Genomic DNA, 20,302 nt, shown 5'->3' with positions numbered 1-20,302 from the left:
TTTGTATTCCTTAGTTAATAGTTAGTTTTGCTGTTTTAATGGTGTAATTGTGATTGGACCTAAAAGCCCGGAAGGCATTGGAGCCCATTTTGTGGCATCAAATTTTTTATAATCTTTGTCTACCATATTGATTTCATAAAATATCTTCCATTCTTCGCCTTTTAATTCTTTGTTGCGAATTCGGTTTGCTGAAAGGTTAGTAACTTGAATTTTTAAGATATTTTTTCCTGATTTAAGTTTCCCGATATTTAATTGATAAGGAACTGACCAAGCTGTACCAATAAATTCTCCGTTTACCCAAACTTTAGCGCTTTCGCGGACATCTCCCAAGTTTAAAGCCCAATTTTCGATCTTAGCATTCGGACTGTTGAATTCTAAAGTATAAGTTGCTGATCCAGAAAAAGCTTCAGCTTCTGGTCCTAATTTTGTCCAAGATTCTAGATTTGAAATAGTAGCACTTGGAGGCAATTGCGGTCCGCCTTTGTCGAAATTAATTTTCCAGTTTCCTTTTAACGGAATTGCATCAGCAGTTGCTTCATAATAATTCCATTTTTTTTGCGAAGCTGTATTTTCTGTCTTTAAAAAATAAGATTCTCCGGGAGCAATTTTAATTTTAACCAATGTAGTATTGGCTGATTTTTTTACAATTGCATTTCCAACTTCTCTAGTTAACGGATTTAAAATGATAACTTCTTTATTTCCAGCTTGAATCGGAATGAAATCATCAATGGTTTTAGTTGTATGATTAACTAAATAATAGATTTTTTCACCATCTACATTTCGTCTAATAAATTTCAAACCTGTGTTTACAAGTGTTTCAGGATATATCTGTCCATTTTCTAAAGTTGAAAAAATGTCAGAAGCTGGTTTTACAATTTCGCTGTTTGCAGTCAAAAGATTTTGAAGTTCTTGTTTTTGTTTTTTATAATCATTAAAACCAGGAACAGATTCTGGAAGACTTTCGAAAATGATATTTGCTCCCGCTTTTTTCAATTCGATCAGTTTTTGTAAAGTAGCAAGTGGCATTTTCTTTGTTGGTGGAATCACTAATGCTTTAAAAGTTGTGCCCGAAAGATTAATTTTTCCATCAATAACTTTGGCATCAGCAATAAAATTATCTGAGATAAAATCTACGCCATAACCTTTATTCATTAATCTTTTGGTAGAAGCATAGAAAGAAGTAGGGTGAAGCCATTCTTGTAAAGAATGTATTTTGAATTCAAAGAATAAAGTTCCTTTTTGGTATTTGTCCCAAGTGTCAAAAATTGGCCAGTAAAGCAGAATTTCATTATCCGATTTTCCTTGTTGCAGCAATGACTGACAGTTTGCAATATAAGAGAATAGAGAAGGAGCATCTTCCCAAATACTGTTGTTGGTATTAAAATTTACCGAAGCATAAAACTGCCATCCTGGCCATGCAGCTCTGTCTGGCGAATAAGTTGAACCATGAAGAAAAATATGGTTGATGCCACTCAACATTAAATCCTCGGCTTCTGGTTTGCATTGCGATAAAGCGGCTTTGAAATGTTCTCGAAGCCACGTAAAAGTCTCAGATGAAACTAGATTTTTTCCTGAGATATGTGCCGCCGATGATGAAAATTTCAGCATTACTGGATCAGCATCTCCCTCGCGGATGTCTTCTTTTTCTCTTCTGAATCCCGGAATATCAAAAGGCATTGAACCAAAAGTTTCACATTCTGGAATATCTGCAGCAGCGTATAAATCAATTAGATTTCCAGGTGATCCATGCGCTTGAAGTTTTGTTTTAAAGTTTTTTGAATGCGCCCATTGTGTCCAAGGCTTGTCAAAATTATTTAATAATAAATCGCCAATGGTTTGTCGGTAATCACTCCTAATGCGGTTGCCAATTTCACTATCGGTTTCATTCAATAACAAAGGCAATTCTTTTTTTAAATCATAACCGCGCAGTTTTTGAAATTCTTCGAAAAATTTAGGCGTAAAATCAGTGCCGTAAACTTCATAACTGTCATTAAAAATGGCTCTTATTTTGCCTTCGCGTCCTTTAAATGCGGTATTAAACGGAACTACATAAGCGTCTAATGCTTCTGTTGAATAATGGTCTAAAGTAAAACCGCTTCCTCCAGGCGCTGCTCTTTTTACTTGTTGTCCTGTTTTTCCGCTAAAAACAGCATACAAAGTGTAGTCTGTTTTTTTAGCTTTCCATTTCAGTTTATTAGGTTCTGGCTGTCCTTGAATTGAGACTGATTTTCCGTCAATACCTTTGTCTTTTATTTTCGTCTGATTCTTTTTTAATTGATCTGTTAAATTGATGTACGAACCATCTTTTCCATAGGCAACTACATATAATAGTTCCGCTGGATTTTTTTCTTTTTTATTTTCAACAGCAATATTTCGGTCAATAGTTTCGTCTTTTTTAAGCTCATACTTTTCAATTATGAGTTTTGTAGCCGCATTTTGCACAGTAACATGAGATCCTCCGTATGGCCAACCCGTTCCTAAAACCATATCAACCTGCATATGAAGACTGTCTGCAACATGAACAGTATAGTCCAACATTTCCATCCATTTTGGAGAAAGATAATCAATGAAATTATTTTCTTCACCTTTAACACCATATATAGGTGTAATTTCGACACCGCCAATTCCTGCATTATGAAAATCTGTTAAGCTTCTTTTTAAGTTTGGTTTGTCTACGGCGCTTCCCATCCACCACCAACGTGCCCATGGCTGATTTACATTGGAGGATTTTGGCCATGGTGAATTTTCCTGAGCTGACGCATTTAGAATCCAGCAAAGGGAAAAAATAAAAAGACAGTTTGTTTTGGTTATTTTCATTAGTTAAGGTTCAATAGTTTTATAAAGCGGTTACTAATGTACTTACTTCATATAAGTATAAAAACATGTAATAGTAACTTTTTACTGGTTGTAATAAGGTAAAAGTATTAGTAGAAACTCAAATTGCTATCCTGTAGCGTCCTGTTTTATTTCATTTTATTAAAAATCAAAAGAGTAATAATTTGTGGTATTTTTTTCTCAATTCGCATTTTTGCATCAAAATTACTATGAATTGCAAAAAAAATATTGAAGAAAATTTCAGATAATATATTTGTAGATTTTACACTTATTAAGCCTTGTAAATCAAGTACTTGAGGCTTTTTTGAGTTAATAAAAACATAAAATTATTTATAAGAACCTGAAAGTTAACAGGATACTACAGGATGCTGTGCCACCCTCTTCTAAATAAATTTGGATAAACTAATTAATTAACCAAATTTAACTTTTATGAAAAACAAATTTAGTCTTTTGCTGATTTTGGTCATGTTTGCGCTGTTGCAGACAGCAGGTTATGCGCAGAACAAAGTGGTTAAAGGTACAATCACTGATGCGGCGGGACTGCCTATACCAGGAGCAAATGTACTTATTAAAGGAACAAAACAGGGAACAAGTACTGATTTTGATGGTAAATACTCTATCAGTGCAAATGCAGGACAAGTATTAGTTTTCTCGTCTACTGGTTCTAAAACTGTTGAAAAAACTGTTGGTACTTCTTCAGAAATCAATGTGAAGCTTGTTGAAGAAGTTTCTCAACTTAATGAGATCGTTGTTGTTGGTTATGGAACTGCGAAGAAATCAGATGTAACAGGATCAGTTTCAACCATAAATGCACAACAATTAATGAACAGACCTGTTTCAAGTGCAACTGAAGCATTACAGGGTAAAATTGCCGGAGTTGATATTACAACAAACGAACGTCCAGGAAGTCTTGGTACCGTGCGTATTCGTGGTACTCGATCTTTGACAGCAAGTAACGATCCTTTGTATGTTGTTGATGGTGTGCCTTTAATGTCTGCCTCTGCAATTGAAACTTTAAATCCTAGAGATATTGAATCGATGGATATTCTTAAAGATGCTTCAGCTACAGCTATATACGGATCTCGTGGTGCAAATGGAGTTATCATTGTGACAACAAAACAAGGAAAAGCAGGTAGATTTACATTGAATTATGCAGGAACTGTAACTACTTCTGAAATTGTTGACAGATCGCCATCAATGAGTGCATCTGATTTTATTACTTTCAGACGTTGGGCAGCTTACAATCTTGATCCAGTTAAATATGCTAACCCAGCAACACCGACTCTTGCAAATGATAAATTGATTTTTGATAGTGCATTAGATGGACAAACATCAAGAGACAATGTATTGAAAGGATGGGCGAGTGGTACATGGGACGCTTCTAAAGTAACTAATACAGATTGGACTGATTATGTAACTCAAGGAGGAATCAGCACAGAGCACGTTATTAGTGCTAGTGGAGGTTCTGAAAAAGTAAATACTTATGGATCTGTAGGTTATTTAGATAATGAAGGTACTCAAAAAGGGCAGTGGTACAAACGTTATACTGCAAAACTGACATCAAATATTACTCCAGTTGATTGGTTTAAAATGACTGCTTCTTTCAATGTTTCATGGAGTGAGCAAGATTACGGAATGTCAACTTTAAGTGCAAGAAGTGGTACATCGCCAGATGCAATTTTTGGTGCCGCAAAACAAATTTATAATATTGCTGTTCCTTATGATGCTAATGGTAATTTGATTATCAATCCGGGTGGCGAATCAGGTGTTTACACTATTATGGATGAGTGGAATAAAAGTACGCAGCAATCACAAACAATGCGTGTTTTGGCTAATTTCTCTGCTAATTTAGATTTTGGTAAAATGACAAAATCATTAGAAGGGCTTACGTATAAGTTAAATTTTGGTCCAGATTTCCGTCATTGGAGAGAAGGTGCTTATATTGATGGAACATCATCATTAAAAATTAATGCAAATGGTAGTGCAGGTGTTAATTATGCTCGTCTTCAAAACCGTCGTGATTTTTCATGGACTGTAGATAATATTATTAACTACGATCGCACATTTGCTGCTAAGCACAAAGTTGGTGTGACTTTATTACAAACAGCATCATCTTGGAATATTGAAAATTCTTCTATGAGTGCAAATAACATTCCTAAACCTTCATTTTTATGGAATGCAATGGGTTCAGTAGATGCTACAAATGCGGCTAACAATGCACGTATGAGTTCAGGTCTTACAGAGCGTGCTATTAGTTCTTACATGGCTCGTGCAAATTATGGTTATGATAACCGTTATTTATTGACAGTATCAGGACGTTGGGATGGAGTTACGCAATTATCTGAAGGACATAAATGGGACTTTTTCCCTTCTGCAGCATTAGCTTGGCGTATCAATAATGAAGAATTCTTGAAAAATGTTGATTGGGTAAAAAATCTAAAACTTCGTTTTGGTGTTGGTACTTCTGGAAACTCTTCTGTTAATCCTTATGGAACTTTAGGAAACATTAGCCAAATCTTCCTTCCTTTTAACGGTCAGAGCAATGCAATAGGTTTTACTACAAATGAGCCTTATTATACAGATACTCAAACAGGAATGCCTAATAAAAACTTAGGTTGGGAAAAAACAACACAATACAATCTTGGTCTTGATTTTAGTTTCTTAAACAACAGAATCAGTGGTACTATTGATGCTTATAAATCGGATACTAAAGATTTATTATTACGTGTAGATATACCGCCAGTATCAGGTTACCCATACATTGTATCAAATATTGGTCAAACAAAAAATCATGGAGTTGAGGTAACGCTTAATCTTATTCCAATTCAAACTGCTACAGGATTTACCTGGGAAACTAATTTAAATGGTGCATGGCAAAAAGATGAAATTGTAAGTTTGGCAAATGGAGCACAAGATATGGTGAGTAACTCATGGTTCATTGGACAATCTATCGCAGTTCGTTACGGTTATGATAATGAAGGTCTTTGGCAAAATACTCCAGAAGATCTTGCTGAGATGGCAAAATGGAATGCTAACGGTTATAAATTTACTCCAGGTAACGTAAGACCTAAAGATCAAAATGCTGATTATAAAATGGATGGAACTGACCGTGTAGTTATTGGTAACAATAATCCGCGTTGGACAATGGGATGGAATAACAACTTTACTTATAAAGGTTTTGATCTAGGAATAAACCTTTACGGACGTATGGGATACACTGCATCTTTAGGAGGTGAGGCTTTAACAGCACACGCAAATCAACGTGAAACAGATTACTGGACTCCAGATAATCCAGATGCTGAATTCCAAAAACCAATTTTAGGTCAAGCAACTTCAGGTTCAGCAGATGCTTTTTCTGGACTTCTTGGTTTCCAAAAAGCATCATTTGTTAAAATTCGTAATATTTCTTTGGGTTATAATTTATCTAAAGATGTTGCAAATAAAGTTGGATTGGCAAACATGAAATTTTATGTTCAAGCTGTAAATCCAGGAAGTATTTATCAGTCTTTAGATTGGTATGATTTTGACACTGAGAGAACTTATTTCAACCGCAGTTTTGTTATGGGGGTTGAAGTTGGATTTTAATGAATTGTGGCGAATTGAAGTATAACAATAAAAGTAAAAAAATGAATAATATAAAAAATATAGGAATCGGTCTTTTATTAATGGCGGGGGTGTTTTTTACTTCGTGTTCGGAAGACTTTCTGGACGAAGAACAAACAAATGCATATTCGACAGCATATTTTGATACTCCTGAAGGTCTTCAGGCTCTAACGGTGTCTCTTTATGGTAATATCCGTTGGCATTTTGGTTTTGAATGGTCGTATGGAAATACGCTATATGGTACTGATGAGTTTACCAATGCAAATGACCTTACCAATGAAATGTGGAACACTTATGACAACCGTTTTGGACCAGTAGGTGCATCTGCAGCAACAGGAGCGGCGAATGGAAATGCAACAAATCCAAATGCACTTTGGGATGAAATGTACTATGGTATTGCGTCTTGCAACACTATTATTGCGAAAGCAGAAAAAGTAATTACAGACGTAAAAATTAGAAACCGTTGCTTAGCTCATGCTTATTTTTTAAGAGGGTATAACTATTACAGACTTGTTGCGCAATACGGAGGAGTTGTTCTACAAACGACACCAATTGAAGGAGTGGTTCGTAACTATGAGCGTGCTACAGAAGAGAAATGTTGGGAGCAGGTAATATCTGATTTCCGTAATGCTTACAGTCTTTTTGAAGGCGAAGTTTTTACTTATGGAAAAGGAGTTACATGGACAAAAGCTACTGCTGCGCACTTCTTAGCAAAATCTTTATTATTCCGTGCGTCTGAGCGTAATGATGCTTGGAATGGTTCTTACAAAGATGCTGACCTTAAAGAAGCAATCGATGCTTGTTCATACGCAATTACAGCTCGTGGACCATTGACGCCAAACTATAGTGATTTATATGCAAACTGGACAGGAGTTGACTGCCCTAATGAGCAACTTAATGAAATTTTAATGGCCGCAGGACACAATGCTGATGCTGCTACAGTTGGTCGTTTTGGAAACCGTACGTATAGTTATTTTGCTCCTCAGTTTTCTAGTTTTTCTGGAGGATGGGTAAGACGTGGTGTTTGGATTGGAAGTATGGATTTCCAACGTTGTCGTCCTACAGAATATACATATGGTGTGTTTGATCACGTAAACGATGCTCGTATGTGGAAAACTTTTAGAACCGTTTATGGTGCTAATACTGTAGTTGCGCCAAATCCATCAGGAGTAAAAGTGGGAGATCCTGGTATTGTCATGATTTTAAATACTAAAAACGATAATACATATAACAGTGCTAAATTTGGTGCTAGTGTTCAAGCTCCAACTTGGACAGATGCTGCTGGTCGTTTGCCAGAATGGAATACAGGAGCAAGACAAACTGCTACTACTGGAACTTTAGCAGTTAAAAAAGGACAGTATGTACCTAACTCTTCAGTGTTGTATCAAAATGGAGTTTATGTAGCACCTACATTCAAAAATCAGCCAATTTGTAACTTCTTTGCAGGTATTAATAAAACAGAATGTGGATCTCGTACTGCTGAAAGAGGTGATTCACACCGTGATGTAATTATGGCTCGTCTTGCTGAAACGTATCTAATACGTGCAGAATGTTACGTTCGTCTAAACCAATATGGAAACGCAATGCAAGATATCAACGTAGTAAGAGCTAGAGCACAATGGAAAGCTGGAGAAAACAGATCTTATTATAATGATGGTTCTCAGGCGTTTAAAACGAACCCATTAAATACAGGAACTTCAGCTACAGCTTTTACAGCGTCAAATTTAGATATGAATACATATTACTTGTCTAATCCAACACTTGCGGTTACAACTGCGGCTTCAGATTTAAGATTAACTTCTTTCCCTAATAATTTACCAGCTGAAGACGAAGCAGTTATTGCTAAAGTTGGAGCTTCAACAGATAAAGAACGTGCTATCAACTTTATTCTTAACGAGTCTACTCGTGAACTTTTAGGAGAATGGCAACGTTGGGAAACTCTTTCTCGTACAGGGATGCTTATTAAACGCGCAAAAGCGTTTAATGCTGAAGCAGCTCCTAATATTAAAGTTGGCAAACATGAACTTCGTCCAATTCCTCAAACTTTTATTGATGGATTATTAAATGACGATGGTTCTAACTTATCGCCTGCACAAAAAGCAGCTTGGCAAAATCCAGGTTACTAAACTTTTTAAATTTTTGTTTTTGAAAACCGTCTCATTTTTGAGACGGTTTTTTTTTGGTTTAAAGTGAAATAATAGCAGCAAATTGAAGGTGATAAACCATTAGAAAAGCTTTTGTTCAAAAAAAAATGCAATCGATTACATTTTTATGTTTGAAATTATCATAATTTTCGCATATTTGCTTTTTATTCGGTAAAAAATTTTGAATAAAATTATGGTATGTGAAAAAAAAATATTGTTTAATTCGCATATTCGCATTTAGAAGCTTTTTCCTTAATTCCCTTTGAAAATCAACGGTTTGAAGGATTTTATGGTTAAAAAAATCTTAAATTGAACTTGTAAAACTCTGTAAGTTAGAATAATACTAAATTACTTTACAGGACACTACAGGACAGTACGAAATTAACTTCTAAATAAATTTGAGTAACTAATTAATTAACCAAATTTAACTTTTATGAAAAACAAATTGAGTGTGCTGCTGCTGATAGCCATGATTGCATTATTCCATGCATCTGGTTACGCGCAGAACAAAGTAGTCAAAGGTACTATTAAAGATGCTACAGGATTGCCAATTCCGGGTGTCAATGTACTCATTAAAGGAAGCCAGAACGGAGTGAGCACAGATCTGGATGGTAGTTACTCTATTAACGCGGCTTCTGGAAATGTTCTTGTTTACAGTTTTATCGGATTTAAAAAACAAGAAGTTACGGTAGGTGCTGCAACTGTTTACGATGTCGTACTTAAAGAAGATGACAATTCTCTTGAGGAGGTAGTCGTAGTAGGTTACGGTGTAAAAAAGAAAAAGGATCTTACAGGTTCAATTGTAAGTGTAAATGCTGAAGAAATTGCATCTAGACCAGTTGTAAATGCAGTACAGGCTATGCAAGGAAAAGCGGCGGGTGTTGATGTTTCTTCAAATGAGCGTCCTGGAAGTGTGGGAAATATTACCATTCGTGGAGCTCGTTCTATTTCTGCTTCAAATGCACCACTTTATGTCGTTGATGGTATTCCTTTAAATTCAAGATTGGTGACTGATCCTACTACCGGAAGAATTAGCGTTGATCCAAATTCAGGGGGAATCGATTTCTTAAATCCAACTGATATTGAAACAATCGACGTTTTAAAAGATGCTTCTGCAACGGCTATCTATGGTTCTCGTGGAGCAAACGGGGTCATCATCGTAACAACTAAAAAAGGTAAAAACGGAAAATTTACTTTGAACTACGATACATCAATAATGACAGAAACGATTCATGAAAATGCACCAATGATGACAGCTGGAGAATATATCGAGTTTCGTCGTTGGGGAAGATATTACTCTAATCCAGCAGCTTTTCCTAAAGGAGATGCTCCTACAATAGAAAATGATAAGTTAATTTTCCTTGCTTCTGCTGACCCGGCTGCATGGGCAAACATTGAGAAAGGATGGGCTGGCGGAACTTGGGATGGTTCTAAAGTGGCAACTACAGATTGGACAAAATTTGTAACTCGTACAGGAATTACACAACAACATACGATCGGTGTGAGCGGTGGAACTGAAAAAATGAAAGCTTATGGTTCTTTTGGGTATTTAGATAATACAGGAACTTTATTTGGACAAAGCTACGTTCGTTACAGCGGTACTGCAAATGTTGATATTACGCCAACTAAATGGTTCTCAATGGGTGTAAGTCTTAATACTAGTTATGGTGTTAATGAATACGGACAGTCAAACGTTGGTAGAACTGCTGTTACAAGTTCAACAGGAATTTATGCAACAGCTCGTACTAACCTTCCTTACGCAGTTCCTTATGACAGCAACGGAAACAGAATTGACAGCCCAGGTGGAGATTCAACGATTAGAACTCCTGTTGATGAGTATAAATTGTCTCAAGATCAGCGTATAACTTTGCGTGCTTTTGGTAGTTTGTATGCTCAGTTTGATTTAGGGGCGATTTCTTCAAAACTTGACGGATTAAAATACCGTATTAATTTTGGTCCAGATATTACATCTTATCGTGATGGAGTTTATTTAGATGGCAAATCGGCAATTCGCTCTGGAACTAGTTTTGCTTCTCTAGCTAAAGAACAAACAATTTCATATACATTAGATAACTTAATTTTCTACAACAAAACATTTGGGAATCACAGTTTTGGTGGAACATTATTAATGAGCCAGACCGAATATCATAATGAGAACAGTTCAATGTCTGCTAATGATATTAAAAATCCTGAAAACAAATGGAACGCTTTAAATCCTGCTAATGTTACACTTGCTGGATATTCTTCTGGTTTGACAGAGACAGGTTTATTGTCTTACATGGGAAGGGTAAATTATACTTATGCTGATAAATATTTGTTTACTGCTTCTGGACGTTATGACGGAGCTTCTCAGTTGGCTTCAGAAAACAGATGGGCATTTTTCCCGAGTGCTTCTGCTGCATGGGTAATCAATAAAGAAAAATTCTTGGAAAATGTTTCTTGGATCAACCAATTAAAAATGAGAGTTGGTTACGGAGTTACCGGAAATGCTGCTGTTCCTGCATACGCAACACAACCTCCATTAGTTGGTATTGTATATCCTAACGGATCTGGTGTTGTAAACAATACATCTTTAGGAAATGTTGATTTGGGCTGGGAACAAACTGCTCAGTTTAACTACGGTATTGATTTCGCATTGTTTGGTAACAGAGTTTCAGGTGCTTTGGATTATTTTACAAGTAGAACAACTGATTTGTTATTAAAAAGCAGTGTACCAACGGTAATTGGGGTTAAAGATACCTACCAAAACGTTGGAGAGACAGAAGGAAAAGGTGTTGAGCTTACTTTAAGCACAGTAAACGTTACAACTAAAGATTTTGAGTGGACAACAAATATTAGTGCTTCTTATCAGCAAAATAAAATTGTTTCGCTTCAAAATGGAAAATTTGACGATATCAACAACAATTTATTTATTGGAGATTCTCAAAACGTAATTTATGGTTTCGAATCAAACGGAATTTGGAAACCTGAAGATGCAGCCGAAATGGCAAAATTCAATGCAGCAGCAGGTTCAAACATTTTTTCTTTTGGTAACGCAAGACCTGTAGATCAAAATGGTGATTATAAAATTGATGCTAATAATGACCGTGTAATTATTGGTTCAAAAGATCCAAAATATATTTTTGGTATGACGAATACTTTCAGCTACAAAAATTTTGATCTATCTTTCTTTGTATATGGACGTATGGGCTATTTATATGATACTTTAGGTGAAAATGAAGGTGCAAAAGGAAGTCAGAGATCAATTAATTATTATACTGATAATAATACAAATGCAGAATATCAAAAACCAATTTATTCAGCAGGTACAGGAGATCCTTATTACCCAATTTTAGGATATCGTAATGGTGCATTTTTGAAAATGCGAAATATTTCTCTAGGATATCATTTCGATAAAGAATTAGTGCAGAGCCTTGGACTTTCTAAATTGAGATTATACTGCCAGGCAACAAATCCGGGCATGATTTTCACAAAAGTAAAATGGACTGATTTGGATACGCAGACAACGGCTTCAAACAGAGGTATAACTTTAGGGTTAAATGTAGAATTCTAAAAAATTAAAAAATATCATTATGAAAAATTATAAAAAACTATATATCAACTTAATGCTTGTTGCAGCGCTTACTTTAGGGAGTTCATGCAACAAAGATTTTCTTGACGAAGAGTTGACAACGGCTTACAGTTCAGATTATTATAAGACAGAAGCTGGAATTCAGGCTTTGGCAGTTGGAACATATTATCAGGTATTTGCTGCAGAATTTCAAGGCGAAGTGCCACTTTGTGCAACAGAATCAGGAACAGATGAATTTCACGCTGGAGGTGACCCTTCAAACTGGATTTGGAATTCTTATTCCTCAGGTTTTAAGGCTTTTGTAACGGTTTCTAACGCGAATACTGTTGCTGCAAATACGCACTGGGACAATTTATATATCGGAATTGGGAATGCTAATACATTAATTGAATCGGCAACAAATATTGTTTCTACAAATGATGCCATCAAAAAAACGGCATTAGGTGAAGGTTACTTTTTAAGAGCTTTCAGTTATCTGCAATTGGTAAGTCAGTATGGCGCTGTTCCTTTAAAATTAAAAACAAGTTCTACAGTTGAATTAGAATTCACAAGAGCTTCACCACAAGAAGTTTTAAATCAAGTAATTGCTGATTTTACTCAGGCTTACAATTTATTAGGAAATGCTGGTGCTCCGGCAAAAATTACTAAAGATGCAGCAGCTCATTATTTAGCGAAAGCGTATTTAACACGTGCAAGCGAAATTAATGACAGCTGGAATGCAACTACAAAAACGGCCGATTTACAGCAAGTTGTTGCGTTGTCTGATGAAGTAATTTCGCGTCACCCATTAGCAGCTAATTATGATAATTTATGGTCCTACACAACTGCAGATGGCGCAAATGAAAAACTTCCAGAGTTAATTTTGTCAGCACAATTCAATGCTAGTACATTGACAACGGGAGGAAATCAACAACATTTATATTTCCTTTCAACTTACGACCAATTGCCTCAAATGAAACGTAATCTTGCTGGTGGAAGACCTTTTAGCCGTTTGGCACCAACTTATTTTGTATATGATGCTTTTGATCATGTTAATGATTCTCGTTTTTGGAAAAGTTTTCAAACAAAAAGTATCGTTAATAATGCTTCAGGAGCGGTTTATAAAAATGGAGATTTAGGGATTATGTATGTTGTAAATACAGCGGCAGATACACGTTTTGCAAAAACTAAAAATACAGATGTCATCATTTATCCAAAGACAGGAAAAACAATTCCGAGTGTTTATGTCGCATATGCTGCTGATAAAGTGGGTTTAATGGCCGATGTGAGATTCCCTTCTTTAAGCAAATATATGGATGGAAACAGAATCGATTTGAGTAATATAAAAGGATCTCGTGATATTACTTTAGCGCGTTCTGGTGAAACTTATTTGATGGCTGCCGAAGCTAAAATTCGTTTAGCAAAAGCTGGTGGCGCTACATTTGCAGATGCTTTGCCTTATATCAATGCTGTTCGTGCCCGTGCAGCATACAAAGCTGGAGAAAATCGTGCAGCTTATGCTGATGGTTCGGCTGCCTATACAACTACTGGTCAGGCTGGAATTCCAATTTCTTATATTCCTGAAAACTCTTATTATGAGTCAAATAATATTGCGGTTGCAACAACTGCAACGAGTTTAGCGATAAGCAGTGTTACTGCTTTGCCGGCAGAAGATTTGGCCGTAATTGCAAAATTAGGTTATGGAACTGATTATGATAGAATGTTATGTTTAGTGCTTAACGAACGTACGAGAGAATTGTGTGGAGAATTCCACCGTTGGGAAGATTTAAGCCGTACTAAAACATTAGTTGCTAGAGCAAAAGCGTATAATATTGAAGCTGCTGCAAATATTCAGGAATATCATAACCTGCGTCCAATTCCACAAACTTTCCTTGATGGAGTTTATGCAAGCGGAAAACCTTTGACTGCAGAACAAAAAGCGGCTATGCAGAATCCGGGTTATTAATATCAAACTTATTTTTTGGTTTTTTTATGTTAGGAACCGTCTCAATTTTTGAGGCGGTTTTTTTTATTATTTAGCAGGGTACAACAGGATAGTTATCAGTTATTTAATAAGTAGATTTGAGAATCATTTTAAGGATATTGGTTTTCGTTAATATGGTAATGGTAAAATTAAGTGGTTTTGATTTTACGAAGGCAGTAACTCCGGTTACTGCCTTTTTTGTTTTTACAATTCTTCAGTAAAACAGGGAAGCACAGGATACCGATATCGTTTTAGTGCTTTATCTTTAAAGTTTTAGTATTAAAATTATATTCCGAATGATTTATTTGAAGAAATTACTACTATTATTCATTGTTTTAGGATTAAAACTAACGGCCACGGCTCAGGTAAAACTGCCTGCTTTGGTTGGTGATAATATGGTTTTACAGCAAAATTCAAAAGTGAATTTATGGGGATGGGCTTCTCCAAACGAAAAGATAAAAATACAATTAGGCTGGCAAAACAATCCAGTCGAGATTACAACAAATGTTGATGGAACTTGGAAAACAGCAGTGAATACACCAGCCGGAAGCGAAAAACAATATGATATTACAATCGAAGCTTCAAATAAAATCATTCTTAAAAATATTTTAATTGGAGAAGTCTGGATTTGTTCTGGGCAATCGAATATGTATTTTCCTGTTGGAAAAGAGGAAGGAACTTGGAAAACCGGAGTGAAAAATTATGAAGAAGAAATTCAGAATGCCAATTTCCCATCAATAAGATTATTTACTGTACAGACAAAAGCTTCTCAAAAACCTTTAGAAGATGTTGCCGGAAATTGGAACATTTGTTCTCCTTCAACTATTAAATCTTTCTCCGCTGTAGCTTATTTTTTTGGAAGAGATTTGTACCAAAAAATTAAAGTTCCAATCGGTCTTATTTCAACTTCTTGGGGCGGAACAAAAGCCGAAGCTTGGACGTCGCAAACTGTTCTTGAAGGAAATCCTGATTTTCTGCAAATTTTAGGACAAGATGCCAAAAACGAAAAATTGTTTCAGGAAAAATTAGAAACCTACTATGCTGATTTGAAAAAAGAACGATTAGCAAATAATAATGATGTTTCGAAAAGCCAGTTAAAAAAGCCTAAAAAAGAAGAAAACAAAACGTCTTATGTTCTTTATAACGCAATGCTTCATCCTGTAGTTAATTATACAATGAAAGGTGTAATTTGGTACCAAGGAGAAAGCAATGCCGAAAGCGCCTTTTTGTACAGAAGCCTTTTTCCGGCAATGGTAAAAAGTTGGAGAACTGAGTGGAATCAAGGCGATTTTCCTTTTTATTTCGTTCAGATTGCGCCTCACAAAGGGCAAAATCCTGACATTAGAGAAGCGCAGTTAATGGCTTCAAAAGTAATTCCAAACAGCGGAATGGTCGTTACAACCGATGTTGGAAATGCCACAAACATTCACCCAATTGACAAACAGACTGTTGGTTATCGTTTGGCTTTAATCGCAAAAGCAAAAACATATGGAGAAAGCAAATTAGTTTATTCGGGACCAACATACAATCATATGGAAATCATAAAACAGCGTATTCAATTATTTTTTGATGATGTTCCAAACGGATTTAAAAAGAGCAGCGAAGATTTAAAAGAGTTTGAAATTGCAGGAACCGACAAAGTTTTTTATCCGGCAACGGCTAAAATTGATAAAAAAACAATTGTAGTTTCTTCGCCAAATGTAAAAGAACCTGTTGCCGTTCGTTTTGCATGGAAAGCAGTTCCAGAACCGAATTTATTTAATGCCGAAAATTTACCGGCATCGCCTTTTAGAACGGATGATTGGGTAACAGAAAATGAAAAGTAAAATTAGGTATAGTTTGTCATTCCGAGGAACGAGGAATCTCCGCGAGTAACTCCGCAACGAGAATCCAATCAGTGTCGAGCTACTTGCGAAGATTCCTCGTTCCTCGGAATGACAAAACTGAGAGAAATAAAACAACAAAAAACTAAAATGAAAATTAAACCAAAATATCTTTTCTTAAGTCTTACAATTGCGCTATTCAGCCTAACAATGACAGCACAAAAAGACAATCAAAAAGATAAAAAACATATTGCGCCAAAACCATTATTCCGCGATCCAATTTATGACGGAGCAGCCGATCCAACAATCATTTGGAACGAAAAAGAGAAAAAATGGTTTATGTTTTACACCAATCGTCGAGCGAAAGATTCAACGGCAAAAGGAATTACATGGGTTCACGGAACGAAAATTGGTGTGGCAACTTCTGAAGATGGCGAAAAATGGACATACAAAGATACTTGCACAATTAATTGCAAATTAAAAGATGTTACGTATTGGGCGCCAGATGTCATTAAATACAAAGATAAATATCATATGTATTTGACCATTGTGCCCGGAATTTTCACCGACTGGTATCATCCGCGTTCTATTATTCATTTGACAAGTACAAATCTAATGGACTGGAAATTTGAATCAGAATTGAAATTAGCCTCAGAACGCTGTATTGACGCTTCGGTTTTTCAATTGCCTAACGGAACCTGGAGAATGTTTTACAATAATGAAAATGACGGTAAATCAATTTATTATGCAGACAGTAAAGATTTGTACAATTGGACAGACAGCGGAACGAAAATTGTAAAAGATAGAGGTGAAGGCCCAAAAGTTTTTGTTTGGAAAGGAAAAAACTGGATGATTTCTGATTCTTGGAGAGGATTAAACGTTTATTCTTCAGAAGATTTTTTAAATTGGAATCGCCAAGAAAAGAATATTCTTCAAACGCCTGGAACTGGTGAAGATGATAAAGTAATTGGAGGTCATCCTGATGTAATTGTAAATGACGGGAAAGCATATATTTTTTATTTTACTCATCCTGGAAGAACTCCTGAAAATAAAGGCGTTGATAGTTATGAAACAAAAAGAAGTTCTATTCAAGTAGCAGAACTAGAATATATAAATGGCGAAATTATCTGCAACAGAGACAAGCAGGTTCAAATCAATTTAAAACATTAAAAAAATGGCAAATAAAAACACAATTCGAAACGCTTTCAAAATGAAATTAAAACCTGGTTTTGAAGCGGAATACAAAAAAAGACACGACGAAATCTGGCCGGAGTTAGAAAGTTTGCTTTCAGAAACGGGTATTCAAGATTACAGTATTTTTTTAGATGAAGAAACCCTGATACTTTTTGCAGTTCAAAAAATCAGTCCAGATTTTGATGAAAATTTATTGCCAAATCATCCAATTGTAAAAAAATGGTGGGCATTTATGGGAGATATTATGGAAACAAATCCTGATAATTCGCCGATTGCAGTTTCTTTAAAAGAGGTTTTTCATTTGGATTAAACCTGAAACTTTAAACAAAGAAAACCTGAAACAAAGAGAAAAATGAAAACAAAATATTATTTATCAATAGCTTTTGCGACAGCGATTTTAGCCAATTGCAACGCACAAAAAGTTACTTTAAAAAACACCTCTGATTTAGTTTTACCGCAAAAAGCAATCAGCATCAAAAGAAGCCAGATTGGTGTTAAATATGTCTCAAATAGCTTCCCGATTTTGATTAGTAAAAATGATACAATTCCAGCGCAATTAAATGATTTAGACGGTGACGGAAAATGGGACGAACTCTTCTTGGTAACCGATTTTTCAGCTAATGAAAAGAAAATAGCAACATTAAGCTGGTCTTTAAAAGATCCTAAATTTCCAATAAAAACAAGTGTTAGGTTTGGAAAAAGAGAAGCTAAAGATTTGCCGGTTCAGCCAGCAACTCAAGAAGTTTTAATGGCGAATCAAGTACACAAAAAATTAGGTTTCCAGAAATATCAAACGGATGGTCCAACTTGGGAAAATGACAAAGTAGGTTTCAGACATTATTTAGATGGAAGAAATTCAAAAGATGTTTTTGGGAAAAGAATTCCAGCTATCACGCCAGAAAATGTTGGAATAAACAATAAAGGCGCAGTTGAAGACAATTACCACGTAATGTATGATTGGGGAAGAGATATTTTTCCTGTTGGAAATTCTGCAGGTTTGGGCGGTTACGCTTTATTGATAAACGACAAAATCAACCGACTTGGAATTTTGACAAACGATACGCTGAACAATGTCGAAAAAACAACTTTCAAAATTGTGAGCGAAGGTCCGGTCAATTCGGTTTTGAGTTATAAATACGAAAATTGGAAAGCATCTGGAAATAATTATCAAGTTCAGGAAACAACGTCAATTTGGCCAGGAATGTATGGTTATGAAAACACCGTTTCAATTAGCGGACTTAAAGGCGGAGAAACTTTTTTAGCAGCAATTTCGAATTTGAATAATAAAAATCCGTTGCAAGTTGTTGAGGCTGGCGACTGGGTTTGCTTCATTCAACATGATTATTTGACATACAATCGCGAGTGGATTTTAGGAACTGCAATTTTGGTTCCGAAGAAAATTTATCAGGGTTATATTGAAGCACCAAAAACAGGTCAGTTAACCGATTCTTATTTGGCAAAATTAAAAGTCGAAAACAATAAAAAAATCAGCTATTACGCCGTTGCAGGCTGGGAATTGAGCGCTGATAAAAACTTTAAGGATTCAGCTTATTTCAGCAATTATGTAACCACTTTGGCAAAACAGCTTTCTGCCAAAATAACGGTTGAAGTCAGCAAATAAAACAAAACGTAAACTAACACACTAACCATTATGAACTATAAATCAACCCTTTTAGCAATGCTAGTGTTTGCATCATTTACAAATGCAAACGCACAAAAAACAGATGCGACTGCGCCATTGCATTTAATGCAACCTGATTATCCAACGCCGTATGTTATTCCACAAAAGGAAGATATAAAAGTGGTTTTGGACAGGGTCTATAATTTTTTAGATAAAAATTCGGCTTCAAAAATTATCGATGCAAATACTAAAGCAGTTATTACTGATTATAAAAAAAGCAATCAAGATATTGTTTTTGAACCGGGTGCTTTCAGATTGACAAGTTATGAATGGGGTGTTACGTATGCCGGAATGCTTTTAGCTTCTAAAGCAACAGGCGAGAAATATTACGCAGATTATTCCAACAAAAGAATCCAGTTAATCGCTGATATTGCTCAAAATTATAATGAAAAAAACATCAAGGATAAAGATATGCTGAAAACGCTTCATCCTGAGGCATTAGATTTTGCCGGTGCGCTTTGTGCTGCATTTATTAAAGCAAAAAAAGAAGGTTTAAAAGCCAATATTGATCCTTTGGTAAACAACTACATCGACTTTATCAGTAACAAACAATTCCGATTAAAAGATGGAACTCTCGCAAGAAACAGACCACAAGACAATACACTATGGCTTGATGATATGTTTATGAGTGTTCCGGCTTTGGCACAAATGGGAAGTTACACCGGAAACACCAAATACTTTGACGATGCTGTAAAACAGGTTAATCAGTTTTCTGAAAGAATGTTTAACAGCCAAAAAGGAATTTACATGCACGGCTGGGTCGAATCAATGGAGGTTCATCCACAGTTTCATTGGGCAAGAGCAAATGGTTGGGCTGTCATGACAATGGTGGAATTATTGGAAGTTTTGCCAAAAAATCATCCAGGTTATAACCAAGTTTTAACTCAGTTGCAAAAACACATTGCGGGACTAGTTCAATATCAAGACGGAACAGGTTTTTGGCACCAATTATTAGATCGAAATGATTCGTATCTAGAAACTTCAGCAACGGCAATTTATGCGTATTCTATTGCCAGAGCCATAAATCGTGGTTATGTTGATAAAATGACGTATGCTCCAGCAGTTTTATTAGCGTGGAATGCGGTTGCTACAAAAGTAAATGATAAAGGTCAGGTTGAAGGAACTTGCGTTGGAACCGGAATGGGTTTTGATCCTGCATTTTATTATTATCGTCCCGTAAACGTTTTTGCCGCGCACGGTTATGGTCCAGTTTTATTGGCCGGAGCCGAAGTGATTATGCTTTTAAAAGACAGTCAGTTTCAAATAAATGACAGTTCTATTCAATTGAAAATAGAAGGAAAAAATAATCTGCATAAGTAAAATCGATTAAGGCTCTTAGTAAAGTTTTAATCTCGCAAAATCGAGGAGGCGCAAAGTTTTAAAGTTTAATTTTAATTGCCTCCAGTTTTAACTGGAGGTAAAATATAAGTTATCACTATCGGCTTTAGCCAAATTCTATGTTATAAACAAAAAAAACTTTGCGACTTA

General features: G+C 35.6%; 10 protein-coding genes. 9 read left to right on the top strand and 1 reads right to left on the bottom strand.

Features of this window, described 5'->3' with window-relative positions; translation table 11 throughout:
* Positions 1-21 precede the first annotated feature (21 nt).
* The gene (locus RB619_RS13655) at positions 22-2,817 is read right to left on the bottom strand and encodes a glycosyl hydrolase (protein WP_308098295.1); all 2,796 of its coding nucleotides are present in this window, start codon (positions 2,815-2,817) and stop codon (positions 22-24) included.
* 447 nt (positions 2,818-3,264) lie between these two features.
* Between RB619_RS13655 and RB619_RS13650 the strand changes: the two genes are divergently transcribed.
* From RB619_RS13650 to RB619_RS13610, 9 genes are all read left to right on the top strand, one after another.
* A complete protein-coding gene (locus RB619_RS13650) occupies positions 3,265-6,420 on the top strand; it encodes a TonB-dependent receptor (protein WP_308098293.1) in 3,156 nt (1,051 codons plus the stop codon).
* Between the two features lie 41 nt (positions 6,421-6,461).
* The gene (locus RB619_RS13645; RefSeq protein WP_308098291.1) at positions 6,462-8,564 is read left to right on the top strand and encodes a RagB/SusD family nutrient uptake outer membrane protein; all 2,103 of its coding nucleotides are present in this window, start codon (positions 6,462-6,464) and stop codon (positions 8,562-8,564) included.
* A 451-nt stretch (positions 8,565-9,015) separates the two neighbouring features.
* A complete protein-coding gene (locus RB619_RS13640) occupies positions 9,016-12,135 on the top strand; it encodes a TonB-dependent receptor (RefSeq protein WP_308098290.1) in 3,120 nt (1,039 codons plus the stop codon).
* Between the two features lie 19 nt (positions 12,136-12,154).
* Positions 12,155-14,098, top strand: coding sequence for a RagB/SusD family nutrient uptake outer membrane protein (locus tag RB619_RS13635; RefSeq protein ID WP_308098287.1), 1,944 nt, complete (start codon positions 12,155-12,157; stop codon positions 14,096-14,098).
* Between the two features lie 314 nt (positions 14,099-14,412).
* Positions 14,413-15,942, top strand: a complete 1,530-nt coding sequence (locus RB619_RS13630) for a sialate O-acetylesterase (protein ID WP_308098285.1) — start codon at positions 14,413-14,415, stop codon at positions 15,940-15,942.
* A 147-nt stretch (positions 15,943-16,089) separates the two neighbouring features.
* On the top strand, positions 16,090-17,109 hold the full coding sequence (locus RB619_RS13625) for a family 43 glycosylhydrolase (protein WP_308098283.1): 1,020 nt from the start codon (positions 16,090-16,092) through the stop codon (positions 17,107-17,109).
* 4 nt (positions 17,110-17,113) lie between these two features.
* On the top strand, positions 17,114-17,443 hold the full coding sequence (rhaM, locus tag RB619_RS13620; protein WP_308098282.1) for an L-rhamnose mutarotase: 330 nt from the start codon (positions 17,114-17,116) through the stop codon (positions 17,441-17,443).
* A gap of 42 nt (positions 17,444-17,485) precedes the next feature.
* Positions 17,486-18,754 carry a DUF4861 domain-containing protein gene (locus RB619_RS13615; RefSeq protein ID WP_308098280.1) on the top strand — a complete coding sequence of 423 codons (1,269 nt, stop codon included), beginning with the start codon at positions 17,486-17,488 and terminating at the stop codon, positions 18,752-18,754.
* A 30-nt stretch (positions 18,755-18,784) separates the two neighbouring features.
* Complete coding sequence (locus tag RB619_RS13610; protein WP_308098278.1) at positions 18,785-20,134, top strand: glycoside hydrolase family 88 protein; 1,350 nt, start codon at positions 18,785-18,787, stop codon at positions 20,132-20,134.
* The last annotated feature ends 168 nt before the right edge of the window (positions 20,135-20,302 follow it).

Origin of the sequence: Flavobacterium sp. LHD-80 (genome assembly GCF_030929605.1) — a bacterium.
Lineage (GTDB): Bacteria > Bacteroidota > Bacteroidia > Flavobacteriales > Flavobacteriaceae > Flavobacterium.
This window is presented reverse-complemented; position numbering and strand designations above follow the sequence as displayed.